27 protein-coding genes are annotated in these 26,408 nt (G+C 42.3%); 10 read left to right on the forward strand and 17 right to left on the reverse strand.

Annotated features, from left to right (window positions below; genetic code table 11):
• The first annotated feature begins 17 nt into the window (after positions 1–17).
• The 10 genes from mutS (at position 18) to ACMQ5W_RS16875 (ending at position 11,377) form a co-directional block, all read left to right on the forward strand.
• The gene (gene mutS, locus ACMQ5W_RS16830) at positions 18–2,636 is read left to right on the forward strand and encodes a DNA mismatch repair protein MutS (RefSeq protein WP_419026170.1); all 2,619 of its coding nucleotides are present in this window, start codon (positions 18–20) and stop codon (positions 2,634–2,636) included.
• Positions 2,629–4,455: a DNA mismatch repair endonuclease MutL gene (mutL, locus tag ACMQ5W_RS16835; protein ID WP_419026171.1), complete on the forward strand. Its 1,827-nt coding sequence runs from the start codon at positions 2,629–2,631 to the stop codon at positions 4,453–4,455. The genes mutS and mutL overlap by 8 nt, the downstream gene beginning before the upstream one ends.
• 6 nt (positions 4,456–4,461) lie before the next feature.
• The gene (gene miaA / locus ACMQ5W_RS16840; protein ID WP_419026172.1) at positions 4,462–5,388 is read left to right on the forward strand and encodes a tRNA (adenosine(37)-N6)-dimethylallyltransferase MiaA; all 927 of its coding nucleotides are present in this window, start codon (positions 4,462–4,464) and stop codon (positions 5,386–5,388) included.
• Positions 5,370–6,497 carry a tyrosine-type recombinase/integrase gene (locus ACMQ5W_RS16845; protein ID WP_419026173.1) on the forward strand — a complete coding sequence of 376 codons (1,128 nt, stop codon included), beginning with the start codon at positions 5,370–5,372 and terminating at the stop codon, positions 6,495–6,497. The genes miaA and ACMQ5W_RS16845 overlap by 19 nt, the downstream gene beginning before the upstream one ends.
• Positions 6,494–7,381, forward strand: coding sequence for a DMT family transporter (locus ACMQ5W_RS16850; protein WP_419026174.1), 888 nt, complete (start codon positions 6,494–6,496; stop codon positions 7,379–7,381). Before ACMQ5W_RS16845 ends, ACMQ5W_RS16850 begins: the two co-directional genes overlap by 4 nt.
• Before the next feature lie 88 nt (positions 7,382–7,469).
• Positions 7,470–8,765 (forward strand): aminotransferase class I/II-fold pyridoxal phosphate-dependent enzyme, encoded by a 1,296-nt coding sequence (locus tag ACMQ5W_RS16855; RefSeq protein WP_419026175.1) that lies wholly within the window; start codon positions 7,470–7,472, stop codon positions 8,763–8,765.
• A gap of 23 nt (positions 8,766–8,788) precedes the next feature.
• Positions 8,789–9,604 carry a TVP38/TMEM64 family protein gene (locus ACMQ5W_RS16860; protein WP_419026176.1) on the forward strand — a complete coding sequence of 272 codons (816 nt, stop codon included), beginning with the start codon at positions 8,789–8,791 and terminating at the stop codon, positions 9,602–9,604.
• A 74-nt stretch (positions 9,605–9,678) separates the two neighbouring features.
• On the forward strand, positions 9,679–10,026 hold the full coding sequence (locus tag ACMQ5W_RS16865; RefSeq protein ID WP_148491994.1) for a tRNA-binding protein: 348 nt from the start codon (positions 9,679–9,681) through the stop codon (positions 10,024–10,026).
• A gap of 221 nt (positions 10,027–10,247) precedes the next feature.
• On the forward strand, positions 10,248–10,550 hold the full coding sequence (locus ACMQ5W_RS16870) for a cell division suppressor protein YneA (protein ID WP_148491993.1): 303 nt from the start codon (positions 10,248–10,250) through the stop codon (positions 10,548–10,550).
• Positions 10,551–11,008: 458 nt separating this feature from the next.
• Entirely contained in the window at positions 11,009–11,377 is a 369-nt protein-coding gene (locus ACMQ5W_RS16875; protein WP_419026177.1) for a hypothetical protein, read from the forward strand.
• Positions 11,378–11,551: 174 nt separating this feature from the next.
• On the opposite strand, the gene ACMQ5W_RS16880 is transcribed toward ACMQ5W_RS16875, so the two are convergent.
• The 17 genes from ACMQ5W_RS16880 to ACMQ5W_RS16960 all read right to left on the reverse strand — a co-directional run bounded on the left by ACMQ5W_RS16880 (position 11,552) and on the right by ACMQ5W_RS16960 (position 26,382).
• Positions 11,552–12,259, reverse strand: a complete 708-nt coding sequence (locus ACMQ5W_RS16880; protein WP_419026178.1) for a hypothetical protein — start codon at positions 12,257–12,259, stop codon at positions 11,552–11,554.
• Between the two features lie 129 nt (positions 12,260–12,388).
• A complete protein-coding gene (locus tag ACMQ5W_RS16885; RefSeq protein ID WP_419026179.1) occupies positions 12,389–12,634 on the reverse strand; it encodes a hypothetical protein in 246 nt (81 codons plus the stop codon).
• 4 nt (positions 12,635–12,638) lie between these two features.
• Positions 12,639–14,216: a hypothetical protein gene (locus ACMQ5W_RS16890; RefSeq protein ID WP_419026180.1), complete on the reverse strand. Its 1,578-nt coding sequence runs from the start codon at positions 14,214–14,216 to the stop codon at positions 12,639–12,641.
• Between the two features lie 22 nt (positions 14,217–14,238).
• Complete coding sequence (locus ACMQ5W_RS16895) at positions 14,239–14,379, reverse strand: hypothetical protein (RefSeq protein ID WP_419026181.1); 141 nt, start codon at positions 14,377–14,379, stop codon at positions 14,239–14,241.
• A 40-nt stretch (positions 14,380–14,419) separates the two neighbouring features.
• Positions 14,420–14,584 (reverse strand): hypothetical protein, encoded by a 165-nt coding sequence (locus tag ACMQ5W_RS16900; protein ID WP_419026182.1) that lies wholly within the window; start codon positions 14,582–14,584, stop codon positions 14,420–14,422.
• A 135-nt stretch (positions 14,585–14,719) separates the two neighbouring features.
• Entirely contained in the window at positions 14,720–14,875 is a 156-nt protein-coding gene (locus ACMQ5W_RS16905) for a hypothetical protein (RefSeq protein WP_419026183.1), read from the reverse strand.
• Positions 14,859–15,026 carry a hypothetical protein gene (locus ACMQ5W_RS16910; protein ID WP_419026184.1) on the reverse strand — a complete coding sequence of 56 codons (168 nt, stop codon included), beginning with the start codon at positions 15,024–15,026 and terminating at the stop codon, positions 14,859–14,861. Before ACMQ5W_RS16910 ends, ACMQ5W_RS16905 begins: the two co-directional genes overlap by 17 nt.
• Positions 15,027–15,028: 2 nt before the next feature.
• Positions 15,029–15,754 carry a rolling circle replication-associated protein gene (locus ACMQ5W_RS16915; protein ID WP_419026185.1) on the reverse strand — a complete coding sequence of 242 codons (726 nt, stop codon included), beginning with the start codon at positions 15,752–15,754 and terminating at the stop codon, positions 15,029–15,031.
• Between the two features lie 85 nt (positions 15,755–15,839).
• Positions 15,840–16,040, reverse strand: a complete 201-nt coding sequence (locus tag ACMQ5W_RS16920; RefSeq protein ID WP_419026186.1) for a hypothetical protein — start codon at positions 16,038–16,040, stop codon at positions 15,840–15,842.
• Between the two features lie 17 nt (positions 16,041–16,057).
• Positions 16,058–16,234, reverse strand: a complete 177-nt coding sequence (locus tag ACMQ5W_RS16925) for a hypothetical protein (protein WP_419026187.1) — start codon at positions 16,232–16,234, stop codon at positions 16,058–16,060.
• Between the two features lie 168 nt (positions 16,235–16,402).
• Positions 16,403–17,482, reverse strand: a complete 1,080-nt coding sequence (locus tag ACMQ5W_RS16930; RefSeq protein ID WP_419026188.1) for an immunity protein Imm33 domain-containing protein — start codon at positions 17,480–17,482, stop codon at positions 16,403–16,405.
• Positions 17,483–17,494: 12 nt separating this feature from the next.
• Complete coding sequence (locus tag ACMQ5W_RS16935; protein WP_419026189.1) at positions 17,495–18,919, reverse strand: sigma-54 interaction domain-containing protein; 1,425 nt, start codon at positions 18,917–18,919, stop codon at positions 17,495–17,497.
• Between the two features lie 27 nt (positions 18,920–18,946).
• Complete coding sequence (locus tag ACMQ5W_RS16940; RefSeq protein WP_419026190.1) at positions 18,947–19,795, reverse strand: hypothetical protein; 849 nt, start codon at positions 19,793–19,795, stop codon at positions 18,947–18,949.
• Positions 19,796–19,907: 112 nt separating this feature from the next.
• Positions 19,908–21,506: an amidohydrolase gene (locus ACMQ5W_RS16945; protein WP_148491989.1), complete on the reverse strand. Its 1,599-nt coding sequence runs from the start codon at positions 21,504–21,506 to the stop codon at positions 19,908–19,910.
• A gap of 74 nt (positions 21,507–21,580) precedes the next feature.
• On the reverse strand, positions 21,581–23,182 hold the full coding sequence (locus ACMQ5W_RS16950) for an amidohydrolase (RefSeq protein ID WP_419026191.1): 1,602 nt from the start codon (positions 23,180–23,182) through the stop codon (positions 21,581–21,583).
• Between the two features lie 320 nt (positions 23,183–23,502).
• The gene (locus ACMQ5W_RS16955; protein WP_419026192.1) at positions 23,503–25,794 is read right to left on the reverse strand and encodes an Ig-like domain-containing protein; all 2,292 of its coding nucleotides are present in this window, start codon (positions 25,792–25,794) and stop codon (positions 23,503–23,505) included.
• Positions 25,795–25,929: 135 nt separating this feature from the next.
• A complete protein-coding gene (locus tag ACMQ5W_RS16960) occupies positions 25,930–26,382 on the reverse strand; it encodes an acyl-CoA thioesterase (RefSeq protein WP_148491988.1) in 453 nt (150 codons plus the stop codon).
• Positions 26,383–26,408 lie beyond the last annotated feature (26 nt).

Raw genomic sequence — 26,408 nt, forward strand, 5'->3', positions numbered from 1 at the left:
GGAGAAAATACATATATATGGCAAACAAATTATCCCCGATGATGCAGCAATATTTAGAAATCAAAGCAGATTACCAGGACTGCATCATGTTTTTCAGACTGGGAGATTTTTATGAAATGTTTTATGAGGATGCCATTGAAGCATCTCGTGAATTAGAGTTGACATTAACAGGAAAGAACTGCGGTCAAGAGGAAAGGGCTCCCATGTGCGGAGTTCCTTTTCATTCCGCAGATACATATATCGCAAGATTGGTGGAAAAGGGCTACAAAGTTGCAATTTGCGAACAGACAGAAGACCCTGCAGCGGCAAAAGGTATCGTAAAACGAGAGGTGATACAGATTGTTACGCCGGGAACAGTGACTTCCCAAACCATGCTTAACGAGAAAGAAAACAACTATCTGGCATCGGTTTATATGGACAAGAGCGGTATGTCCATTTCTTATTGCGATATTTCTACTGGTGAGCTTTACACTACAGAAGAGACGGCTAGCATTAATCTTTTCGAAGATGTACTCAATGAACTGGTAAAAATAGACGCCAAGGAAATTATGATTAACGAATCTTTTGCAATCAATTATGGTGAAGACGAAATTAAAGCTGTAACAGGCGGTTTTCTCTTTGTGATGAATGATTCCTATTACGCTCAAAAAGCCGCAGAAGACGCAATTAAAGCCCAATTTAGCTCTATTTCGCTAACGTCCTTAGGGCTTGCCGGCAGAGACCTTTGCATACTGTCCCTGGGTGCACTTTTGGCCTATTTGCTAGAAACCCAGAAGCAAAATTTAAAACAGCTGACTCGCTGCCAATTCTACGAAATTGGCAAACACATGTCTTTGGACAAAGCAACACTGCGTAATTTGGAAATTACCGAGACCTTGTATGATAAAAAAATACAGGGCTCCCTGCTGGGTGTTCTGGATAAAACCGGTACTGCTATGGGAAGCCGGAAACTGAAACAGTGGCTGAGAGAACCTCTCAACAACGCTTCAGAAATCAATCTGCGGCTAGATGCGGTAGAGGAACTGACCCAGCAGCCCATGTTGGAAAACAATATCAGAGAGGCCTTGAAGCAGGTCTATGACTTTGAAAGACTAACCGGCAGAATCGCTTCAGGAAACGCTAACGGCAAAGATCTCATCGCCTTAAAAAACTCGGTTTTCGTACTGCCGGAAATAAAAAGCGGTCTGGAATACTCCCATTCTGCACTTTTACAGCACCTTTGCGGTCAGATTCACGATTTAGAACACATCTATGACCTTATTGAGAAGGCTATCTGTGAAGACGCTCCTTTTACAATCAAAGAAGGCGGCATCATCAAAGAAGGTTATTCAGAGGAGCTCGATCATATCAAGTTCTCCATCAAGGATGGCAAACAGTGGATTGCAAACCTGGAAAATGCGGAAAGAGAACGTACAGGCATTAAAAATCTAAAAGTTGGTTTCAATAAGGTCTTCGGTTATTATATTGATGTAACCAAGTCTAATACAGGACTGGTTCCGGAAGACTATATCAGGAAACAGACCTTAGTCAACAACGAACGATACATTACACCGGAACTGAAAGAAATGGAAAATTTGGTTCTCAACGCTGAAACCAAAATTAATCAGTTGGAATATGAATTGTTTACAGACATTCGCGCGGATATTCAAGGCTATATTAAAGAAATTCAAGAAACGTCACAGGCTATTGCCCAATTAGACGTGCTCTGTGCTTTCTCTAATGTAAGCAATAAGCTTGGATATGTGAAACCAGTCATCGATGAAAGTTTGGAACTGCAGATTGAAAAGGGCAGACATCCAGTCATTGAGCAGATGATATCTGACGGTATGTTTGTTTCAAATGATACGTACTTAAATAATACAGATACCAGCATGTTGATTATCACCGGACCTAACATGGCAGGTAAGTCAACCTACATGAGACAGACTGCTTTGATTGTCCTCATGGCCCAGGCGGGCTGTTTTGTTCCTTGTGAATATGCACGTATCGGCGTGGTGGATAGAATCTTCACGAGAATCGGCGCATCGGATAATCTGGCACAGGGGCAGTCCACCTTCTTTGTGGAGATGAGTGAACTGGCATACATCCTCAACTGCTCCAAGGAGCGAAGCCTGATCATTCTGGACGAAATCGGCCGCGGCACCAGCACTTATGACGGACTCTCCATCGCTTGGGCAGCTGTGGACTACCTGTGTAACGAGAAAACCCATATCAGAACACTCTTTGCAACCCATTATCATGAACTGACCGTTCTGGAAGAACAAATTCAGGGGGTACGCAATCTCAATGTAGATGTTTCCGAGGAAAACGGAAATATCGTATTCCTGCACAAAATCATTCCCGGCTCAGCCAGCCGCAGCTACGGCATCCACGTAGCAAAACTGGCCGGTATCCCCCATGGGCTTTTAGAAAACGCACAAAATAAACTTCACGGATTAGAGGCTGGGAGTGTGCAGATTGAAATCACCGCACCGAAACAGAGTGAAATCACAGTGACGGATGAGGAACAGATTTCGTTCTTTACGCCAGGTCCGAACCCCGTCGTAGATAGACTGAAAGAGCTGGATCTTATGGAAGTCACACCGTCACAAGCCATCAAGATTTTAGAAGAATTGAAGGAAGCAATTGATGATTAGAGTATTAGAAAAGAATGTTGCGGACAAAATCGCCGCAGGGGAGGTCATAGAAAGGCCTGTCTCCATTGTCAAAGAGCTAGTAGAAAACTCCATCGACTCTGGAGCTGATTCTATTATCGTAGAGATAAAAAATGGCGGAAAATCCTACATCAGAGTCACAGACAACGGCTGTGGAATCAGCAGGAATGAGGTAGAAACGGCTTTTCTCCGTCACGCTACCAGTAAAATAGAGACAGCAAAGGATTTAAATGCCATAGAGACACTGGGTTTTCGGGGAGAAGCCCTAGCCAGCATCGCAGCCGTTACCCATACAGAGTTGGTGACAAAAACAAGAGAGGCAAAAGTGGGGACCAAACTGCTGATTCACGGCAGTGAAGTCCTTTCAAATAGTGGGACCGGCTGTCCCGACGGCACTACGATTATCATCACCGATCTGTTCTATAATACGCCGGCAAGACAGAAATTTCTCAAATCAGACTCTGCAGAAAGTGGACAGATTATAGATTTCATGTCCCAGATTGCTTTGGCCTACCCGAACATCAGGTTCCGTTTCATCAATAATGGAAATATCGCTTTTTCAACGACCGGGAAAGGTGATATTCTCAACGCCATCCTTTCGGTCTACAAATTGAGTGAATACAAGGATTTAGTGGCTGTTGATCACCGTGAGAATGCGGGCAGCATTACTGGTTATATCTCAAAGCCTTCCCTATCTCGCACCACCAGGCGCAACCAGATTTTCTTTGTCAACGGCAGGGTGGTTGCCAGCAAAGTGATCGAACGAGGCGTAACAGAAGGGTATAAAGAACGTCTCTTTGAAGGAAGATATCCGGTAGCCTTTCTCTTCATTTTTACAGATCCTGAAAGGCTGGATGTCAATATTCATCCCAACAAGAGGGAAGTGCGCTTTGATAACGAAAATGAAATCATCGAGCTAGTCTCCCATGCTGTAAAAGAAACGTTAGGTACGAAAGCCGCCGTCATCGAAGCAAAAGACATCTTCAAAGATGAAGTGTCCACGCCTATAAAAAGTAAAGATAGAGCAGAAAATCAGATAGACATAAAACAGATATTGTCTACCAAAAGAGAACTGCCACAAGTGAAAGAGACCTTGCGCCCTTATCAAGAGACACGCACAGAGGAACAGAAGCAGGAACAGCCTCTTGTCAAAGAGGAAAGGGAACAAACTCTGCCACAAAAGAAAGCGGAGATATCTATCGAAAAACCATTTCTGCAGCCCTTTGACTTTGATGAACTAGAACTGACAGGTGCAATTTTCGGCACCTATATTACAGCAGTAGATGAAAAAAATTTTTATCTGATCGATCAGCATGCGGCCCATGAACGTGTTTTCTATGAAAAGCTAGTGAGTGAATATCTGACCAGCGAAAAAGTTCGCCAGCCGATTTTGACACCCATCATCATCGAAGCGCCTCTAGCCGTCAAAGAAAATGAGTATGACTGGCTGGATTCGCTAACAGAAATGGGCTTCACCATCGAAGACTTTGGTCAGAATTCCTATGTTATTCGTGAAATTCCAACCTTTATGGATCTTTCTGAAGCTGAGGATTTTGTTAAAATCTATATCGACAATGTGACAGAAGGAACGAATCTGAACAATACAGTGGTCATTAACAAATTGATTACAAAGTCCTGTAAATCTGCAATCAAGGCCCATGATTACATCTCGATGGAAGAAATGAAAGCGCTCCTGGATCAGTTGAAACGCTGTCGGAATCCTTTTTCCTGCCCTCATGGCAGGCCGACCTTTATAAAATTTTCACAATATGAAATTGAAAGAATGTTTAAGCGAGCATAAAAATATATGGAAAGAAAAATCATCGTAATTTGCGGCCCTACGGCCGTCGGAAAAACTGAATACGCCATCGAAACCGCTCTCAAGGTGAACGGGGAAATCGTTTCCTGCGATTCTATGCAGCTGTACAAATATATGGACATCGGCAGTGCAAAACCGACAGCAGAAGAACAAGCCCGCGTCAAGCATTATTTGGTGGATGAGATCGATCCTGCCCAAGCTTTTTCTGCAGCAAAGTATCAGGCGCTGGCCAAGAAAGCCATCGAGGAAATCTTCGCAAAGGAAAAAACACCCGTTATCGCGGGAGGCACCGGTCTTTATCTCAATGCACTGCTTTATGATATGGATTTCAGCGCGCCGCCGCGAAACGATGCTTACAGAGACCAGCTATATCGAGAAGCCGACGAATTTGGTCCGGAATATCTCCATAAAAAACTAGCCAATGCAGACCCGGACGCTGCCAATAGGATTCATCCTAACAACATCAAAAAGGTAGTTCGCGCTCTGGAAGCAGCGGAAGAAGGCAAAAAGGTCAGAGATTTTTCAAAAGATCTGCAGCCGACGGCAGACTACGATGCCATCTTAATCGGTTTGACCAGAAATCGTGAAGAATTATACGACCGTATCAACAGGAGAGTTGACCTCCTCATAAAACGCGGACTTTTGGAGGAAGTCAGAGAACTCTTGGCCAAAGGCCTGACGGAAGGGGACATCTCCATGAAAGGCATCGGTTATAAAGAAATCATCGCTTATTATCACGGTCAGTATTCCCTGCAGGAAGCCATCGACTTGGTCAAGAAAAACACCCGTCACTATGCCAAGCGTCAATTGACCTGGTTTAAGCGATATAAAGAAATGAAGTGGTTCAATATTTCAGAATACGACAGCGATGCAGACTGTCTGAAGGAGATCTTTCAATGGCTGGAAAAGAAGTAAAAATACACAATAAAAGCGACAAGCCGGATAATATCGTAAAAAAAGAAGCGCAGATTTTCGAGGAATGCGAAGAACTTGAAAAAGAACTGCCCAGGTTTCTAAAAGGTTTTTTTATCTATCTAAAGGGAAACGTACTTCCTATGACCAGGCTTGCTTATCTTCACGATATCCGTTTTTTCTGTAATTATCTAATTACAGAGACGGACTTGACGTCTGCAGAAAAAACCTCTGAAATCACACTGAAAGAATTCGAAAGAATTAAGGCGGTAGATATCAATATTTACTTGGACTATTGCAGAAAATATAAGGTAGAAACCGACAAAGACATCTATATTTATGAAAATAATAACAAGACCCTGGCTCGCAAGAGGTCCTCGGTTTCCGTCATGTTCAAGCAGCTCTATCGCGATCAGCTGCTATCAAAGAACATTACTGATGGGTTTGACCCGATTCGCGTTCCAAAAGCCGGTGAAAAGGAAATTAAAGCCCTCCAGGATGACGAGGTTATGATTATGCTGGATGCTGTAACCAATGGCACTGGTCTGACAAAGCACGAATATGCTTATTGGCAGAAGACAAAAAAGAGGGACAAGGCAATTTTGATGCTCTTCCTCACTTATGGCCTTCGTCTATCAGAACTGCAGCAGCTCAACGTGTCATCCTTTAATTTCTCGCGGGGTGAATTTAAAATTTATAGAAAGCGGGGGAAAGAATCTGTCATGCCGCTCAATGAATCGTCAACAGCTGCAGTAGAAGACTATCTTTCCAATGAACGGCCTGCAGAGGACACTTTGATCGAGGAACATAAAGATGCTCTCTTTTTGTCTTTACAGGGAAAACGAATGACGGACAGACAGATTCGAGAACTAGTAAAAAAATATACCGCTATCGCCCTGCATACATCAAAAAAAGCTGGGTACAGCCCTCACAAGCTGCGTGCCACAGCTGCCACCAGCCTCATCGGTCGTGGTAATTCCATCTACGATGTGGCTGCACTCTTAGACCATGAGCAGGTAACGACTACCCAACTCTACGCACAGCACAAACAGAATGTGAAGCGAGATTTGGTCAAAGACATGGAGTGGGAAAAAGAGAGGACAGAAAAATGAAGACAGCCAGCATGAAAGGTGTTATATTTCTCATCCTGGCAGCCATTATTTGGGGATTTGCATTAGTGGCACAAAAGGCAGGTACTGAAACCCTGGGTCCTTTGACCTTTACAGGAATTCGCTGTACATTGGGGAGCCTATCCATGTTTCCCCTCATCGTCATTCTGGATAAGAAAAAAACATTAGAGCAAAAGGCGGCCGAACACCATCCGGCAGCACTATTGAAAGGCGGATTCGTCTGTGGATTGGTAGTCTTTTTCTTTACGATTCTTCAACAAACCGGCATTCAGTTTACTACGGTTGGCAAATCCGGATTTATAACCGCCCTATATATTATATTAGTGCCTCTTGGCGGTTTATTTTTAAAAAAGAAGGTCGACAAGAAGATATGGATTGCAGTGCTCATCGCCCTTAGCGGATTCTATCTCATGTGTATGAGCGAAGGCCTCACTGGAATCAACAAAGGGGACATCATGATGCTTTTGGCTTCTCTGGGCTGTGCTGTACATATCTATGTCATAGACTATTATGTGAACAAAATTGACCCTGTAAAGTTTTCCAGCCTGCAGTTCCTAGTAACCGGGCTGATCAGTCTGGTTTTAGCGCTGTTCTTAGAAGACATTTATTGGAATCGTATATTCGCCGCTGCCGTGCCAATTTTATATGCTGGTGTTGTGTCTTGCGGTTTGGGTTATACCTTTCAAATACTCGGTCAAAAATATGTGGAACCAGCAAAAGCTTCCCTGCTTCTCAGCAGTGAAACGATTTTCACCATGTTGGCAGGTATGCTTTTTTTTCAGGAGATGTTGTCTATGAAGGAATATCTGGGATGTGGCTTGATTTTCTTTGCTATCATTCTTTCACAAATCGAACGAAAATCTTAAGTTTTACTTAAAGGTTAACTGTACTTATTTACAAATCGCTGAAAAAGACTATAATCATATATTGTAATATACATTAAATGGAGAAAATATGAACAATTATACAGATGCACTACTGATAAAGGATTTTGAAATAGAAGAAAAAGTATTAGAATTAGTAAAAAAAGCTGAGCAGGCGATTTCAAAGGAGTTCGCTGCTCTAGATGATACGATGGCTTTTAACCAATATAAAGTTTTGTCCGCTCTTCAGAAGAACAGAATTGCAGACATGCACTTTGCCTGGAACACTGGATATGGATACGATGATCCTGGTCGAGCAGCTGTTGAAAGCGTTTATGCGGAAATCTTCGGTACAGAAGCTGCTCTCGTGAGACCGACCATTGTAAACGGCACTCATGCACTTGCTATCACTTTAATGGGCATTTTGAGGCCTGGCGACGAATTAATCTACTGCAGCGGCGGTCCCTATGATACCCTGGAAGAAGTGATTGGCATCCGGGGAGAAGGGAAGGGGTCTCTCAAAGAATACGGCATCACCTATCAACAGGTGGAATTACTGCCCGATGGTTCTATTGATTTAGAAACCCTGGGCAAGGCCATCTCCGAAAAGACAAAAATGGTCTCTGTGCAGCGCGCTACCGGATATGGTTGGCGTAAATCTATTACCGTAAACCAAATCAAAGAATTGACGGATTTTGTTCATCAAAAGAATCCGAGTATCGTCTGTATGGCGGATAATTGCTACGGAGAGTTTTTGGATATCAAAGAACCGACAAACGTTGGAATTGATGTAATGGCGGGTTCTTTAATTAAGAACCCCGGCGGCGGCCTCGCTCTGACAGGCGGTTACGTCTGCGGCCGCAGCGATTTAGTAGAAAAAATATCCTATAGAATGACTTGTCCGGGCATCGGCGGTGAATGTGGTTTGACCTTCGGGCAGACCAGATCTATGCTGCAAGGTATTTTTATGGCGCCAAAAGTCGTAAACGGTGCCGTCAAAGGGGCAATACTCTGTGCGAAAGTCTACGAAATGCTGGGATATGAAGTCTGTCCCGGTGCCAGCGATGACCGCAGTGATATCATACAAGCTGTCAGGCTGGGTTCTGCGGAAGCCGTCGTCTCCTTTTGTGAAGGTATTCAGGCCGCAGCACCAATCGATGCACATGTTACACCGCTCCCATGGGAAATGCCAGGTTATGAATCAGAAGTTGTCATGGCAGCAGGCGCTTTTGTTCAAGGATCATCTATCGAACTCAGTGCAGACGCGCCTATCAGGGAACCTTATAATGTTTATTTTCAGGGGGGACTGACTTACGAACATTCAAAATTCGGGGTTTTGAAATCCGTAAATCAGTTGTACAAAAAAGGGTTGTTGGAGAATTTTTAAGTTTACAGGATTAGAGGTGTATTATGGATAAAGAATCATTCAAGGACAACGCGCACCGTGCAAAAGATGAATTTGATGAATTGAAAGAGAGTGCTCACCGTACGAAGGACGAGGTGAAAGCGAATCTAAAACGCGCCAAAAAGGTGAAGGTTATCTTGTCAATTTTGAAGCTGACAATTTTAGCCGGAATCGTCATCGCGATTCCTCTATATGTGTACTTTTTTCAAAGGGATTTTCTCAATCAGTTTCGATCCTTTGAGGATATCATTGTATTTTTAGAAATGTACAAGACACAGAGCATCTTTATCTACATCGGTGTCCAGGTCATGCAGATCGTCATCAGCATCATTCCAGGGCAAGCTTTTCAGTTCGCAGCCGGATATCTGTATGGATTTCTGCCGGGCCTATTATATTCGATTGTAGGCGCAACCCTAGGTACGCTGATTTCATTCTACCTGGCAAAGCTGCTGGGAAAGGATGCGATTCACCTGTTCTTTGGTGAAGAAAAAATGACGTATTTTATCGACAGGCTCAACAGCAAAAAAGCCTATACCATCGTATTTTTGATTTATCTAATACCTGGACTACCGAAAGATATCGTCAGTTATGCTGCTGGTGTTTCAGAAATGAAATTTAAGCCATTTTTAATCTTATCTTTGATCGGCAGAACACCTGGCATGGCTGGCAGTCTTTTGATCGGCGCCCTGTATATGAAGCAACACTATATCGGCATGGGAATCATTGCTGTCTTTGCAGTCATAGCATTTATCATCTGTATTATTTTTCGAAAAAGAATTAGTAAATACTTAGACAAATTCTATGAAAAAATCGTCGATTAGATTCTTTTAGAAGATGAATTGAAAGACAAATCAAAGGTTCTCAATATCTATTATAAATGAAAGGAAACAAGAAAATGAAAGATGTAAAGCCTAACATTACAATCGATGATTTAGATAAAATCGATATCAGAGTCGGAACGATTGAAACAGTGGAGGACATGCCAAAATCCAATAAGCTGGTAAAATTGATTGTCGATTTCGGTGATTTTAAAAGGCAGATTTTGGTGGGGATGAAGGGAGAACGGGATAATCCAAAGGAAATAGAAGGGCAGCAGGCGCTCTTTGTCGTTAACCTGGCTCCGAGAAAGATGGCAGGAGAACTGTCAGAAGGCATGCTTTTCGATATCGGATATGAAAGTGGTATCATACCTGTTCTCGCACAGCCTGAAAAACCAGTACCTAACGGAACCATTGCCGGATAGGCACAAAGAAACACAGTCGCTCTTTACTATATGTAAGGAGCTTTTTTAATTAGAAAAGAGCATTCTCATGCGGATAGCACAAGTACATATGAATGAAGCTTTGTCAGCGTCTCTGTTTTACAATCCCCCTCTGTGCGAACATTTGTTTATTTTTCTATTGACAAAGAACATTTATTCTGATATTATATAGAAAACGAACAAATGTTTAAGAAGGTGAGAGAATGAATAAGAAATACAGAATTACATCCAAATTTAGGTTTACAACTTTTCTAGTTGTTGCAATTCTTTGCATCTTTACGATACTAGGCTCTTTGACCGGCATAAACACAGTCAGCAGTTCATCCATGACGGAATACAACTTGGTTAAGATAGAATCCGGCGATACACTTTGGGATATCGCATCAGAATATGCACCGGACAACATGGATCTCCGCCAAGTCGTTTATGAGATTTGCGACCTCAACGAAATTTCCGCCGACCAATTGGAGGCTGGCCAAAAAATCATCATACCGGTATATTCTTAATCAGCAAAAGGGAAATTTTTTAAAGCAGGCAGAATAAGCCTTTTAAGGGACAATGCCATAGGACAAGATATCGACCGCATACAAAAAAATCGCTTAAAACGCAAAATAGAGCCTCGATTTTTTAAAGATTTCTAATTATAAAAATGGAAATAGCGGAATTTTCGATTCCAGTTTCCACATAATATAACAGGCAACACACAAATGATTTTTCCTATACAAATAAAACCTCCTGGACTAGTTATAGTAATTTGTCCAGGAGGTTTTATTTATTTGAAGTCCTTGAATGGTATCTATTTGAGAAGTCGTCAAAACTATTCCCAAAATTATGATTTTAGGAATAGATTTAACCACTGCTATCATATTACTACATGCCCTTTTGGTTGTCAAGCCATATTTACAAATTGTCTGAATTCATGGTATAATCTAGGTATCTCATATGCGATACGAGGAGAAAAGAAATGTGTGCGATGAAATACTACGAGCCTGACAGCAAGGCACAATACAAGGAACTCAGAAAGAACTGGAAGAAGGAAATGAAACGCTCTGCACCCCAATTTGAGAACCACTTAAAGGAATATGAAGATGAAAAGCACCAGAATGTAGAATCAACCACTTCATCACAACAAGTCATCGACCATGAACAGAAATGGAAAGATGAACACGAAGAAGTCGTAACCTATCAAATCATAAGACAGAAAAAGCAAGCCGAATTCACCCCAAAAGGCAAACGTAGAATGATATGGAGAAATATAAATAAATTCCTGGCAATATTTCTAACAGGAATTGCAATATACATATGGCTACCTGTATTAATAGAATGGCTGTAATAAAAAGGAAAAATCCCCTTGATGGGGATTTTATCTATATACGGAACAGTTCCAAATTGACAGGCAATTTGGAAGGATTCGCAACAAATCAGTTACCTTCAATCATATCCCATTTTATGACGTCAGTCTGAATGGTGCGAATCCATGGAAGGTAACTGATTTGTTCTTCACGTCCTACTGGTTGATGAGTGCCTGCTCTTCCCTGCTCAGGTACTCTTTCGACTTTGCAGAATCCAGCATCTTATAAGAGTCATACATCTCACGTATTTCATCGGTCTGTATGAACTTAATCTTGAAACTAGGATGTATCTTCATCTTTCGGTTGATATCCACCTCGTTATGTAGCATCAGATAATTTTCATCATCATACCCCTTACAGATGGTCAGACGCTTACAGAGGGTCTTGCAGTCGAAGAAATAGTTGGTCAGTTCACGGAACACCTTGTCAACTCGGTCAAAACGTTGAGCGGTATAGAGAATCTGCACGCCATGTCCCTTCCTGTTCTGCGTGAGCAACGTCAACAGCTGTGTCGGGAAATTCTTGAAATTACGGCTGTTGAATTCATTCTGTACTTCATCCCATGCGACAATCAAGGGCTTGTCATATTGAACCAACAGCTGTCTCCAATCTGTAAATGCAAAGTCCTGTTTATCGAAATAATAGTTCGAACATATCAGGATATCATCACCATATTTTTTTCGATATTCATTCAATACATACGTCATTGCCATGGTCTTCCCCTTGCCAGGCAATCCCAAAAACCCATAGATTCCATAGAGATGAAGCTGTCCACCTCCCCTGTCTTTCCTGAACAGCCAGCGGAGCAGATACCGCAACCCCAACAACAAACGCAGCCAGAACGGCTGACTCAAAAACCTCATGACTCCATACCTCCTTTTTTCTCATATGATGGCAACGCCAGTTTCATGCCAACAAAACGGCTAGTGCCGTTGCTCCACTAGGTCTCCGCCCACTAGAGCCATAAGCTCTAGTGGTTCCCACCTCCGGCACTAGGCTAACGGAATATATTGCTTGATGAACTTGAACACGGCTATCACGGCAAAGACCGTACACCAACCCGCAATGCTGACAAAAAGGGCAGATATAACAGGCGTACCGCACATATAGCAGCCCCATCCAATTGCCTTGACAGCATACTCCCCCACTGTCACGGAGACATTCGGGAGAAGTCCAATCAGACCAAAAATAAGCCTGACGGGGATTAAGATGATTTTCAACAGAAACGTCCAAATCATGAAATCACCTCTTTCCCTTCGGCACAGGAAGTGCCGCATTGCCACTCAGGTTATTGATGGAGACATCGGGAACACGTCCGCTTTCCGTCAATGTCAGCGTGCCAAGACCCATAAGCTTCATGAACATGTTGTAGTTATAGATTATCAGCAGTACAGCCAGGAACGCACCGATATATTTACGCCATGTAGTAACATTGTCCCTCAAGTTGCCATTATCGACAATGGTAAGTGTCTGCCCCTTCCAATTCACCTTGACATCGGGAATTGCAATACTGGACACATATTTATTAAAGTTGACCGTGTTTGGCGGTGAAACAATGTCAACGACATCAGCCATGAAATCATCCCATACAGTATCAGAAGGAACAACCAGGTCAGTGACAAAGTCTATCACGGCAGTGCCTGCCCCTGCTATCGCATCGGGAATTGCACAAACACCATCCCACACCATTTCAAGCCACCCGATGATAGTACCTGTCTGTTCCCCTTCGGCAGTCCCCGCATCGGTACGGACATCACCAACGCCCGTATTACTGTTCACGCCAGTTTCGGGGATTGTCAAAGGAGTCTCGGTAGTCAATGGCTTGCTAGCTGTGTTGGATGGAAATGCCGTAGAACTTCCGGCAGCAGCATCTGTCACTTCTTTTGGGAAATAGGTAGTATCCGACTTTACCTCTGTACGTGGAAAAGTTGTAGTAGTCCCAACAAAATCATAAGCGGCATAGCTACCAGAATCAGTAGCCAACAAAAGACGATACACACCATCGTAATCAGCCAAAGCAATACGCCTATACCTACTTGATTGACGCCAGGATTTAGCTAAAGCCCCCGTAGAATCATAATAAGTAGAATAAGCCTGAGAATCTTCTACTGGAAGTGGAGCAGTAACAGAATCATTAGTATAAATGGTTAAAAAAGTACCAATTATTTGATCATCAGAAATACCAACGTTATGCAGAGAACGCACAGCAGGCAATTCAAGCAAATAATAATCAGTATAAGGAGATTGTTTGGGAAAATAAGTGGTATAAGGAGCCAAAGAAGAAACAGACATCATCATACCAACAATATCAGAAGATGAAGATGACGCTATAGTATTACTACTTATAACAGGCAAAAAAGACAAATCAACATCATCAATCACAACCCCGCCACCAGGTAATACTAAATTACCACTCTCTTCCCAAATATCAGCAATCCAATCAGCTACAGCATTAACAATCGCCTTCGTGGCTTTAAACGTAAAATTTCCACTCGTAACTTCTGAAAACGTACCAGCAATATTTACAACATCAAGTAAGGCTTGACCCGCCAAAGAATTATAAAATGCAGTCGCTACAGCTTTTAAATCAGTATCCGTTGCAGAAATTACTCCACAGGCAATCAAAATAGTTGCCACAACTTCAATTGCAGGAATCGCCCAAACAATCGCATGGGAATATTCCACCATTGCACCACAAAAGATAATGCTGAATATCATGAAGGCAAGAACCATGACACGCAATAACCTATGGTTCATCACATAATTATAGGTATCCAAGACCATAAAAACACCCCTTTCAATAACAAAGGGGTCAGCCACAAAGCCAACCCCATACAGCCAATTACAGGAATTTATAGACGATTCTCGGAATCAGGCTGACACCAATCATGATACCCATGATGGTAATACCCACTGGCAGTAACACACCAAGGTTATCACTGACCGCAGAGGTAATCGGTGCAAGCATGGCACTAGTCAACATATGTACACCCCTTTCTTCTAAATCTCATTTCAGCATACAGTTACAGGAACTTGTAGACTATCCTAGGAATTAACGAAATGCCTACCAGGATGCCCATGACAGCGATACCGACAGGCAACAAGACCTCAAGGTTATCACTCAGAGCATCGGTAATCGGCTTGAGCATCCCACTGGTAAGGAATGCCAGGTTTACATCTTCTCCCATAATATACCCCTTTCTTTAAATTATCTATTCCCCTGAACACATGAGCATCAACAATGCCCCTGCGAATAGGACCATCAGAAGCATATCGACAAAAGCCAGTATCTTCGTATTTCTATCCATAGATTCACCACCCAATCAGCCAAACCGCATCAACAGTTTATACACCATCTTCCAGAACAGATATACACCGCCGACCACGATGAAGATATAGAACATGCAGTTCAGCACGTTCAGATTGTCATTGATATTGGTCAACAGTTCAAGGACATCAGTGCTATTTTCTGTCTTCATCAGAGTCACCCCTCAGATAGCTGACTGCACCCCGTAACGATGAATTGATAAAATCATCACGCAGAATGCCAGCGTGTTTACATATCCTGTCCAATATCAACAACATATCCACATCTATGTATGTCACTACCCTCACCCTTCTGTCACTCATAATCATACTTCTCCTTCCTCTCCACAGGTTCCGTAAGATTCATAGTATTTGACCCGCAGGCCAGTACAGCCCACAAGAAACTCATTACCAAGAGCACGGAAGTAAGGAGTATAAGAAAAACTTGAATCGGGTTCACGTTTCACACCTCCCCCACTGTAATAAAGATTGCCTAAAATACGCCTGGTGTCCTTCGTTATGTATTTACAAATATAACGTGCGACCGCCACCCTCTCACCATAGAGAGGGATACATGTTGTAAACCCATAATGCCAGTTCTTAAGGTTATATATCGGCTGACCATTGCTTGTAACCTTCCCACTGTCCAGCATAGTAAAATCACCACTGACAAGGCCATGGAAATGGACAGCTCCATCCTTATGCAGTTCAGGGACAATCAGATATTTCAGGTTCATCCTCTTTGTACCATTATTTAACCAGTTCTTTAACTTCTTACAAATCTCATTATAATCATATCTATCGACCTTGTTCTTATCTAATGTAAAGGTGATAAAGTAATCAAAGTCATTTATCATTGCAATATCATAGATTTTATCAATACCCCTTTTGAGACTGTCAGACCGGGTTACATTCTTATCCTTTTTATAAGTCCTCCTGTGTGAGACAACTGGTAATTTGTGAGGATTGAAAACAGGATGGTTAAATGTAATCGTCTTTGTCTGCCCGTCAGGATAAATCTTGGTACGCTGATTATAACGATAGAAAGCCATTTTTCACAAAATGACTGTTATTTGTGGCTAATATCAAGTATAGCCACAAACGCCGGGCGCACGGTAAACCGTATGCGCCCTTGCGTTATTTGCTAAATGCTGGTCGCACAATGAATTTACATTCCTTATTGACTGCAACGACAAGTGTGACAGTATCACCAACTTTGTATTCATTCACGCCCCAAAAATTCCCGACAGAGCCATCAGGCAGGGAAGCAAATACACGGTACATAACAGTACCCTCTTTTGTTGTAACCTTCTGCACACTTACTACTTTTACATTCATCTTAATACCTTACCTTTCTAAATAAATGAAGCAACGATTTTGTAAGAAAGATGTTCCAAATCCTGGGAACAATCCTCTAGGAAACACTCCGCCTCTTTCAGTTCAAAAAAGCGAGCAATGATTGCCAAGTCAGGCTCGGAAGAAAGACCCGCATCAACCAGTGTTGAATCAATCCCGACAATGTAATACTTCATTTCTTTTCTCCTTTTCAATTAAAAAACCACGATAACAATAGTTAACGTGGTTAAATTTACTTCCTAAAACCCCGATTTTCGAAATAAATTTTCCAAAATCGGAATCGATGTATTTCTATTAATTTTGTAATAATTTATTCCGAAAATCCTTGTAGATTTTAGGAATAGTTATCCATCTTTCTCTTCATCCAGAACCAAACGTCCATCGATTCTGATATAGGCTGTACCGAATGGCGCATCCAATAATTTTGTAATCTCAGGATCATAATTGCAGATCGTGTTCAGCGCATAGATGCCTGATTGATCTGGATCATCCATGTATTCCGGGGTTTCATCACCGGCAGTGAATCTCCAGCCACTGTCCCAATCATGATTGCTGTCAGGCTCTTCGCGATACATGTAACCAACCTTCTCACCATCTACCAAAATTCTATCTGTCGCAAGACAGCCTTCGGCGCCTTTCCAGGAGTCAAGAATAATCTTCATATCCTCGGCTTTGATGAGAAAGTCTTTTTCAGGAATTTGATACCAGCCGTTTCTCTGCCAGGCTCCGTCTTCTCCAAGGAGATGGTCAATCAAGTTCCAATTGATATCAAAGAAGTTCAACACTTCCTCATTGCAGCCCTGTTCTCTGAACATAAAATAGGCGCATCCGCAGAGGCACCCTGCCGCATATTCTCTCCAAGATTTGTAAAGCTGTGCTGCATTTTTAGCCATCGGTCTGACAAAAGCCCAAAAGTCATCCTTCGTGATCAGACCAGCAGCATACCCTACCCTCAAAAGGCCGATAATTTCGTTGCAGTCCCAAGCGTAGTAACCGCCCTCTCCTGCAAGCTCGTCAAAATTTCTGCTGTATTCCATACAGCTTTCAAAAAAATCTCTTGACTCCTGCGTCAGTTCACCAATATCGAAGGACGGGCTTTCATTCCAAAAAGAACGAAAATCTGATAAATCGTTATCAGTGCTATACAACTCATTGCAGACGTTAATCAGTGTATCTCTGTCTACGATATGATAAATTCTTTTCAAATGATCTCTGACAATCTCCGCTTTTTCTTCGTTGCAGAGATACAGATGCTCGTATCCCATATGAATATCAATGCCAGGTGTCTTCCTACAGGCAGAGATCCCGCTGAGTAAGAGTGCAAATTCCTCTATCGAAGGCTGGTTTGTTGCGGCAGATTCGCTCTGACACACTTCTTTTAGTTCTGTAATCCTGCTGATAATTGTTCTCGTCGTTTCAGTCATAACTTCTCCTCTTTATTTTAAATTTAACTTTTCCATTCTATACTGCAGTTTTTGGGGAGAAATAGATAATCTCGCCGCCACTTTCGCCAATTTCCGATCCTGTTTCAAGGCTTCAGAAAGAATAAACGTCTCATAATCCTCCATCATCTGTTTTAAATTCACTCCATTTGTCGCCAATAATTTCTTTATGGCTTCAGGCGAGAATATGATGTCATCAGATTTCGTCGAATTCACTGGAACTGTATTCTGCGTGTTCCTTGCTACGGCTCCATCTTCCTCAATTTTTTGAAGCAAGTCTTGGACAGAGTCCAATGTGATAAAATCGCCGTCTTCCATATTAAAAGCACTTTCAATGGTATTTTTCAGTTCTCTGATATTGCCTGGCCATTTCCACTCTGTAAAGAGGTGAAGCGTCATCTGTGACAGACCTTTAATGTGCTTATTCATTTTTTGGTTATAGACCTTGATAAAATGTTCTGTCAGAAGCAAAATATCCTCCGGTCTTTCACGAAGAGGCGGCAGCAGCAGCTTCACCACGCTGATTCTATAATAAAAGTCAGAACGAAGCTTTCCCTGACTTGCCAGCATTTCAGGATTTTCATTAGAGGCAGATACGATTCTGACGTCAAATCTGATATCCTCCTTGCCACCGACTCGCCTTACCTTTTGTTCTTCCAACACCTTCAGCAGTTTTGCCTGCATCGAAACATCCATAGAGTTGACTTCGTCTAAAAACAAAGTGCCGCCGTCAGCTAACTCAAAGAGCCCTTTTCTTGACTCGGCACCAGTAAATCCTCCCTTTTCCGTTCCAAAAAAAAGACTTTCCAATAGATTAGCTGGAATCGCTGCACAGTTTTGAGAAATAAAAGGCTTATTTTTGCGGTTTGATAGCATATGTAGAGCCTCAGCAACCAACTCTTTTCCCGTACCAGTCTCTCCGCAGATCATCGTCGGTGAATTGTTCTTTGCCACTTCCTGTACGATACGTTTAAGCCTGACCATTTCTTCATTCCGCGTCACAATATCATCTAAAATCGATAGATGCGGATTCACATTTTCATTAGAGCCAATTTTTTTGTGGTCCAACAACCTGGCCACATCAATAGCACCCTGAATCGAACCATCTTGATCGAGAATCGGATAGGTGGTAGATGAAATTGTCAACTGGAATTGGTCTGTAGTCAATGTCTGTTGCTGGCCAATCGTCACCTGGCCTGTTTTCAACGTTTTCATCACCGTGCTGTTGTCAGTGGTTATTTCTTTATAGACATCTAGCAGATACTTTCCTCTCACATTTTTTCCAAATTCTATCTCGTCAAGGCCAAAATTACTGCAAGGCTTATAATACTCAACAATTCCTTCCTTGTTTACAACCATCAATCCAGCGACAGAATCGCTGGACGAAATGATTCGATTTACTTCTTTTAGGTAGTCCATGTAATTAAACCCTCTCCTCGTTTAGTTTTATTGCCGCTGCTCAAACAACCGTCGAAGCAGTTTCTCTGTTCCAAACATTCTCGAGACCGACAGCAGCCTGCTGTCACTTTCGGTAAACGGCCGGTAAATGTTCTGAATCATTCCCTCATCTAAAGTATTGGCATCGATTCCGTAGTAAACACTGATCAGATTCGGTACTGTAAAATCACCGTTGAGAACATTGCCTCCTACAAAAATAGTCAGGGGGCTGTCTAATGCTAACTCTCTCGTTTTTCTATTCATCAGAGTTACAATATTGCCGCAGGCGTGGCGCAGATCGATTTCACGAATCAGACCGACAAGGCGTCCTGAATTAGAGAAGTGAGCCACTCTATCGTTGATTCGATCAAAGTCCGGCATAGATAATACACCAAAGCCTTCCACCGATTTTTTAACACTTTCATAGGCCTGTTGCAGATGCAAATTAAAATCTCGATTGTCGATATCTCCAATCAATGCATACTCAACCTCATCTAAGGCGCTGGCAATGATACCAATATCCGTCTCACAAATCATCAGGGAATGGGTCGGCGGATATAAAACTGCAGTAACAGGTAGTTCCTCGTTGAAATTATCCTGCAGTACAACGGTGCCTACAATCAGCTCAAAGAGCCACTGACGCAGCAGCGGAACGGTAAATGCACTATCCTCGCTTGGATTGAGCAGGAAATCTTTAATCTTCATTTCGGCATCAGGATTCTCCATATGCTCCATCCAGGCGCCACTCATAATACTTATTTCTTCTTCATCTACGAATTTGAGCAAATTTAACATTTGATTGTGATAAGGCTGCTCCTTATCTCTTATTTCTGTATAAAAATCAAGCTTTGTTGTCATTGTTTCCACCTCCTCTTCTCTGACCTTTTCTATTATTTTATCATAGTTTACCCTAAAACAAAAGAGTGCACGGAGAAAACCTCTCGTGCACTCAAGTTTGAATATCTGCTATTTATTTTTGATATACTTTTTCGCCTTCTACATAAGTTGCTTCTACACACACCTTATCGATGTCTTCGGCAGGAACAGTGAGCAAATCGTCACACAATACGATAAAGTCTGCCTTGTATCCTTCCTTCAGCTGACCGATGTTCTTAAATCCTGCTACACCAGCAGATGCTTTCGTGTAGAGTTTCACTGCAGTTTCAATATCCACTGCCTGGTCCTGCCCACAGTCTGTACCATCGTAAGCTTTTCTGGTCACAGCTCCTTTGAGGCAAGGGAATGGATCTGATGGAACTGCCCAGGACGTCGCCGGTGCGTCAGTGGAGAAACACAGATTGACACCCTTTTCCAACATCGTTTTCACAGGATATGTAGTCTTCGTTCTTTCTGGTCCCAAATTTTTCAGATAACTTTCGATTTCTGCATAGAGGAAAATCGGCTGGGTTGCAAAAGCAAAGCCCTTTTCAATGGTTTTCTCCATAGCTTGCTCTGACGGTTCTGTTATATGTTCGAGACGAAGATGCGGCGTTTCGTCCAAAGTCCACTTTTCTTCCTGATACACTCTGTTAACCATTCTGTCGATCGTTTTTCCACCCATGGCGTGCATGGAAAGCTGACAATGATATTTCTTGCAGAATGCAATAGCGCTTTCCATCTCTTCATCTGTAATCGTCGAAATTCCATGCTCATCTGAATCGAGATAAGGTTCGTTCATCCAAGCAGTTCTGCCAGAAACGCTTCCGTCACCGATGGTTTTAATGCCGGCAGAGAAAATCTGCTGATTCTTGTCATACTGTTTTTCAGGGATTTTGAAATCTGGATCATCGTGGAAATAGTTCCACATGTAGTAAATGCCGACCTTCTGTTTGAACCCTTTTTCTACAGCTGCATAATACAATTGATAATTATCAGAAGGATCCATATTTCCCATATCACAGATCGCTGTGATACCCTGTGACAGTAACAACTGTCCCAGATCAGCCACTAAATCTGCTTTCTGTTCTCTCGTGAGACTTGGCAGCAGGTGGTTCACTAAATTTCTAGCGTTTTCACGTAGTACGCCAGTCGGCTCTCCATTTTCATCTCTGTCGATAGCACCGCCTTCTGGATCCGGCGTGTCTTTTGTGATGCCTGCCATTTCGATCGCTTTACTGTTAAGGCAGATGATGTGGGCACAAGTACGCAGCAGATAAACTGGTGAATCACTGCAGCCTTTATCCAGATCATATCTGTTCGGTGAGCGTTTTTCTGCGAACTTGCCTTCGTCGTAGCCCCATCCTTTGATCCATGCTCCCGGACCTTGCTCTGCCCTGACCTCTTTAATCTTTTCAATCAGTTCCTCAATGGAATGCACCACTGGAGGCAGACAAGAAATCTGCTTGCTCATTTCAGCCAGCATCGCCGGATGCTCATGGGCATCTACAAAACCTGGCAGAACACGTTTTCCCTCTAGGTCTACTTTGTCATAATCACCTGATGGCATCTCTGCCTCTTTTCCAATCCAAGTGATGACACCATCTTCTACTATCATTGCTTCAGCGTACAAATTATTGTCGTCTGAAGTAAATATTTTTCCGTTTACATATGCATTTTTCTTTGTGCTCATGTTATTACTCCTTTCAATCTACTATAATATATTAAGCAAAATCTATACCATTGTCAAATTGTATGATCCTGTTTTTAACCAAATACTTTTTGACCGTCGATATAGGTTTGTTCCACTTTCACTTTGTCAATATCTTCCGATGCAACGGTCAAAAGATCATCGCTGAGTACGGCAAAGTCTGCATGGTAACCAGCCTTCAATTGACCGGCATTTTTCAGCCCGGTAACCACAGCGGCGTTTCTAGTATAGAGTTTAATTGCCGTTTCAATATCAACCGCCTGATCTTGACCACAATCTGTGCCGTCATATGCGTATCTGGTTACCGCTGCTTTCAGACATGGGAATGGATCTGATGGAACTGCCCAGGATGTCGCCGGTGCATCAGTTGAGAAGCACACATTGACACCACGATCCAGCAGTTTTTTAATAGGATAAGCTTTTTTTGTTCTGTCTGGACCCAGATTAGCCAAATAACTCTCTATCTCTGCATAGAAAAAGATCGGCTGTGTTGCGAATGCAAAACCATGTTCTACCGTCTTTGCAATTGCTTCCTCAGAAGGTTCTGTGGTATGTTCAATACGAAGATGCGGTGTTTCATCATCGTTCCACTTTTCTTCCTTAGCCACTCTGTTGACGATTCTGTCGATGGCCTGCCCGCCCATAGCGTGCATGGAATACTGGCAGTGGTTTTCTTTACAGAATTTGATTGCACTTTCCATCAATTCGTCAGAGCAAACAGAAATACCGTATTCGTCCGTACTTCCGTAATACGGCTCACTGACCCAGGCTGTTCTGCCAGAGAAACTGCCGTCACCAACGGTCTTCAATCCTGCTACATGTATCTGTTGATCACCGTCCATCTGTTCTTTCGCAATGGCAAAATCTTTGTTCTGCCAATAATAATCCCACATGTAGTAGATGCCGATTCTCTGTTTAAAGCCTTTTTTCTTCGCATTCATGTAATATCCGTACACATCGCCGTCACTGAGACATCCGATATCGGCTGCCCCTGTAATACCTTGGGATGCCAACAATTTTCCCAGATCCACAATTTCGTCAATTTTTTCTTCGTCACTGGATACAGGAAGAAGCGGTGTGATAAAAGATCTGGCATTTTCGCGAAGAACGCCTGTCGGTTCCCCGTTTTCGTCTCTATCAATTTCTCCACCCTGTGGATCTGGTGTATCCTTTGTAATACCCGCCAGTTCCAGCGCTTTGCTGTTGACGCAGTTCACATGACCGCACGTTCTGAATATGATAACGGGAGAATCACTGCAGCCCTTGTCCAGGTCATATCTGTTCGGTGAACGCTTTTCCGCCAATTTCCCTTCGTCGTAGCCCCAACCCTGAATCCATTCTCCAGCTTCTTGCTTTTCTCTAACTGCAGCAATTTTTTCCTCTAAATCAGTCAAAGAGTTGACAACTGGTGGAAGGGCAGAAATCTTCTTACTAAAATCTGCAAGCATGATGGGATGCATGTGTGCATCGATAAAACCCGGGATAACCCTCTTGCCATTCAAATCTATTTTTTCATAGTCTCCAGCAGGCATATCAGCTTCTTTGCCTACCCATTTGATTCGTTCTCCTTCTACAATCATAGCGTCTGCATATAAATTCGCATCGTCAGAAGTAAAAATCTTACCATTTGTGTAAGCTGTCGCCTTCATTGTACTCATATGTATTCTCCTTCTTTTTAACTTTTATTTGATGCAAATATATAAAGCAAGAATCGTGCCATTTTCTGAAAGTTCTAAATCCTTCAACGCCAATGACTTCAGATTTCGTCTCTATCGGATATATAAAAAAAAATTAATTTTATCAATATTTTTTTATATATAAAAATTATTTTAAAAATAGTGAAGACGCCTTTTTACAAGGCGCCTCCCTTTTTTATAACATAGGAAATATCAAAGAACGTACATTGCGATGGGTCGCCTTTTGAGGGCGGCATGTGGAAATAGTAATCTTTGATTCCGTCATTTCCATGTTTTTTATTCTAATTTTCTAAGATATATGCTGGTATATATCCTAGGAATTCATATTGCCCCTCTAAATCCGGGCAATGAATCAAGCCAGAATAATCTATCTGCCCATCATAAGCATTCATTTTTTTCCATTCAACAGTAATCGGATACTGCACGCCATCAACCTCAATGGTCAAATCCACAAACTGCTGTTTCGCTTCTTCCAGACTGTTGAAATAATAATATGATTTTGGATTACCTGTTACGATTTCACCCTTACTATAGATATTAAAATGTTTCGTATATGTTCTGATGAACACACCGCTGGACGGCATCGTAAACTGATAACGCATGATAAATCCATCCCTGTCGCCCATAACTTTTTTCATCGATATGGACCTTCCACTATCCTCTACAGCTTCAATAAATTGAATCATCCGATAGGGACCTAAATAGGGCATAAAATTAATCTCGGCTCCAGGAGCTGCATCTTTTATCTTCTCTATCTCACTAGCATCCGCTAGTTCAAAATGATACGCCAGACCGCAAATATCAGCTACATCTAAAGGATAAGCGCCGCTTGTGCCACTGATATGATGCTTCATCTGTCCATCGATCCACTGGTTAACATCACAATTGAATTTAACATAAGGCTGTTTCCCTTGAAAAAAGTTCACAACTCCGCTGACATCCAGCTCTAATCCCGGATAATAGCTGTTGATCTCAACATAGCCAGAGGTATATGTAGTAGTACCGTTATCCATACGCCTGAAGAGAAGTCTATTTTCTTCTTCCTCCCCTTCATTATATGCATTAAACACACTGTCAGGATCAGACTTGCTCACAACCTTAATACCGCCTACAAATAACGTACTGTCACAAATGGATACCATCCCCCAATAAGGAAGTACGTTGAATGATGGCAAAATGATGACCGGATCATAATCCTTTACTTTTCTAGCGTGGAGGTCAATACCCGTCAATAAATTCTCTTCATTTCTCTGTACAGTTAACGTCCCCCATACCGTAAGCAGCAGATTTCCGTCTCCATTCACACTCCATATCGCTGCAACACCTGAATCATCAACAGGGTCAGACAAAGTCATCCAGGCATCACTGCCTGCAGGGCCGATAACTTTCTGGCCGCCTACGATGACAGTACATCCTTCTCTCAAAATCAAGGCATCTTCTTGTACCAAATTAGCATAATCCACGACCTCGATGACGGATGCTTCTTCTGTCTTTATCGATTCTTTATCTTCAGCCTCAATGACTCCTTCTTCTTCTTTTGGATTCAGCTCTTCTGTCTGATCTATCGCCTCATCAGTCGGAAGTTCTGGCTCCATTACATCGCCGGGGTTATCAGGCACCTCTGGATTATCAGGGGTTCCGGGGTTATCAGGCACCTCTGGTTCTTCAGGTGTTTCCGAGTCTTTAGGAGGCTCTGGTACTTCCGGCACATCTGCCGTTGGCGGCACTGTCGGCTCGCTGTTCCCATTATCAGCAGTCTCATCAGATAGTGACTTTACAGTCTTGCCAGTCTTCTTGGCGTAAACCTTATCGACCACATTCGTAATCCTGCCAAGGTTTTTTAAGCTCACATCTTTGCCTGTTTTTAAAGTTACACCCTTTGCCAAAATCAAATTAGTACCTTTATGAATCGTTAAACTGGAAGTCACCTTTATATCTTTGGCAATGAGAATCATTTTTGTGCCTCTTTGAACTTCTTCCCTCAGTGCCTTTTCTGTAATGACTTTTTTTCCAGATTGAATCTTAAAAACTTTCTTACCACCAGCCAATTTCTTTGATTTTGCCGTAATTGTTGTAGTTCCATAGCTGATCGTTTTTACAATACCGTTTTTAGTGACCGTTGCAATCTTCTTATTAGATGAAATCCATTTCGCCTGGTCGTTCTTAACCTTTGTCGTGCCTAGATTCATCTTGGCCGCAGTTCCCCCTTCCATAGCAATTACATTGTTTTTACGCTTTACGACGGTGACTTTGATCTTTTTGGAAACTGTCGATTTGGCCTTAGACTTGATTGTAATTGTTGTTTTACCCTTCGTCTTAGCAATGATTTTACCCTTAGAAGAAACCGTTGCTACTCGAGCATTTGACGATGTGTATTTGTATCCCTTTTTTGAAATAACCTTGTTACTTGCCTTTGGTTTTAATTGATAAGATTTGTTCATTTCAAGTGTAATCTTTGTCTTTGCTACGGTTATCTTTCCTTTTGCTGCCGCACCAAAACTAGTTACAGTAAAGCTGGAAAATATTAAACTACATGCCAAAATCCAGACTAGAATCTGACGCATTTTATTCATTACAACCACCTCTTAGTTCTTTCTATAGAATACTAAATTATGTATATATCATAACATATATATCTTTTTTAGTCTATAACTAGAAAAAAGAGATTCTTTGTATAGAGTTACCTCTCAAAGAATCTCTTTTTATACTTACTTCAGTCTTTTCCTCGCCTGTACTTTTTCAAGGGCTGATTCATACAGCTCTTTCTCATCTTCTGTCTCCGGCGTATACGGGGGCACCTTCTGCGGTTTGCCCGTTTTGCTCATGGCTACCATGGTAAAATGTGCGCAGAGAGCTTTTTCTGGTCCGTTTCCAGACTCCATATCCTCTGAATCCACACGCACGTAGACGTCCATAGAGGAATTCCCTACATAAGCGATGGTCGCTGTGCAGGTCACCAAGGCGCCGACAAAAATCGGCAGATGAAAAATCAACTCGTCCACTCTGGCAGTCACACAGTTGCACCTGGCGTATTTCATGGCGGCAGCCCCCGCAGCCGTATCCATGAATTTCATGATCTCGCCACCGTGCACGTTTCCCGCAACATTAGCCTGATGCGGAAGCATGACTTGACTCATCACCACTTGATATCTCGTATCCATATAAAGCCCTCCCTTCTCGTTCAATC

The organism is Emergencia sp. (assembly GCF_048465375.1).
Classification (GTDB): Bacteria; Bacillota; Clostridia; order Peptostreptococcales; family Anaerovoracaceae; genus Senimuribacter.

Excerpts from the sequence above, each read along its gene's own strand:
- mutS (WP_419026170.1), top strand. The coding sequence starts at position 18 with ATGGCAAACAAATTATCCCCGATGATGCAGCAATATTTAGAAATCAAA.
- mutL (WP_419026171.1), top strand. The coding sequence starts at position 2,629 with ATGATTAGAGTATTAGAAAAGAATGTTGCGGACAAAATCGCCGCAGGG.
- miaA (WP_419026172.1), top strand. The coding sequence starts at position 4,462 with ATGGAAAGAAAAATCATCGTAATTTGCGGCCCTACGGCCGTCGGAAAA.
- ACMQ5W_RS16845 (WP_419026173.1), top strand. The coding sequence starts at position 5,370 with ATGGCTGGAAAAGAAGTAAAAATACACAATAAAAGCGACAAGCCGGAT.
- ACMQ5W_RS16850 (WP_419026174.1), top strand. The coding sequence starts at position 6,494 with ATGAAGACAGCCAGCATGAAAGGTGTTATATTTCTCATCCTGGCAGCC.
- ACMQ5W_RS16855 (WP_419026175.1), top strand. The coding sequence starts at position 7,470 with ATGAACAATTATACAGATGCACTACTGATAAAGGATTTTGAAATAGAA.
- ACMQ5W_RS16860 (WP_419026176.1), top strand. The coding sequence starts at position 8,789 with ATGGATAAAGAATCATTCAAGGACAACGCGCACCGTGCAAAAGATGAA.
- ACMQ5W_RS16865 (WP_148491994.1), top strand. The coding sequence starts at position 9,679 with ATGAAAGATGTAAAGCCTAACATTACAATCGATGATTTAGATAAAATC.
- ACMQ5W_RS16870 (WP_148491993.1), top strand. The coding sequence starts at position 10,248 with ATGAATAAGAAATACAGAATTACATCCAAATTTAGGTTTACAACTTTT.
- ACMQ5W_RS16875 (WP_419026177.1), top strand. The coding sequence starts at position 11,009 with ATGTGTGCGATGAAATACTACGAGCCTGACAGCAAGGCACAATACAAG.
- ACMQ5W_RS16880 (WP_419026178.1), bottom strand. The coding sequence starts at position 12,259 with ATGAGGTTTTTGAGTCAGCCGTTCTGGCTGCGTTTGTTGTTGGGGTTG.
- ACMQ5W_RS16885 (WP_419026179.1), bottom strand. The coding sequence starts at position 12,634 with ATGATTTGGACGTTTCTGTTGAAAATCATCTTAATCCCCGTCAGGCTT.
- ACMQ5W_RS16895 (WP_419026181.1), bottom strand. The coding sequence starts at position 14,379 with ATGTTGACTAGTGCCATGCTTGCACCGATTACCTCTGCGGTCAGTGAT.
- ACMQ5W_RS16900 (WP_419026182.1), bottom strand. The coding sequence starts at position 14,584 with ATGGGAGAAGATGTAAACCTGGCATTCCTTACCAGTGGGATGCTCAAG.
- ACMQ5W_RS16905 (WP_419026183.1), bottom strand. The coding sequence starts at position 14,875 with ATGAAGACAGAAAATAGCACTGATGTCCTTGAACTGTTGACCAATATC.
- ACMQ5W_RS16910 (WP_419026184.1), bottom strand. The coding sequence starts at position 15,026 with ATGAGTGACAGAAGGGTGAGGGTAGTGACATACATAGATGTGGATATG.
- ACMQ5W_RS16915 (WP_419026185.1), bottom strand. The coding sequence starts at position 15,754 with ATGGCTTTCTATCGTTATAATCAGCGTACCAAGATTTATCCTGACGGG.
- ACMQ5W_RS16920 (WP_419026186.1), bottom strand. The coding sequence starts at position 16,040 with ATGAATGTAAAAGTAGTAAGTGTGCAGAAGGTTACAACAAAAGAGGGT.
- ACMQ5W_RS16925 (WP_419026187.1), bottom strand. The coding sequence starts at position 16,234 with ATGAAGTATTACATTGTCGGGATTGATTCAACACTGGTTGATGCGGGT.
- ACMQ5W_RS16930 (WP_419026188.1), bottom strand. The coding sequence starts at position 17,482 with ATGACTGAAACGACGAGAACAATTATCAGCAGGATTACAGAACTAAAA.
- ACMQ5W_RS16935 (WP_419026189.1), bottom strand. The coding sequence starts at position 18,919 with ATGGACTACCTAAAAGAAGTAAATCGAATCATTTCGTCCAGCGATTCT.
- ACMQ5W_RS16940 (WP_419026190.1), bottom strand. The coding sequence starts at position 19,795 with ATGACAACAAAGCTTGATTTTTATACAGAAATAAGAGATAAGGAGCAG.
- ACMQ5W_RS16945 (WP_148491989.1), bottom strand. The coding sequence starts at position 21,506 with ATGAGCACAAAGAAAAATGCATATGTAAACGGAAAAATATTTACTTCA.
- ACMQ5W_RS16950 (WP_419026191.1), bottom strand. The coding sequence starts at position 23,182 with ATGAGTACAATGAAGGCGACAGCTTACACAAATGGTAAGATTTTTACT.
- ACMQ5W_RS16955 (WP_419026192.1), bottom strand. The coding sequence starts at position 25,794 with ATGAATAAAATGCGTCAGATTCTAGTCTGGATTTTGGCATGTAGTTTA.
- ACMQ5W_RS16960 (WP_148491988.1), bottom strand. The coding sequence starts at position 26,382 with ATGGATACGAGATATCAAGTGGTGATGAGTCAAGTCATGCTTCCGCAT.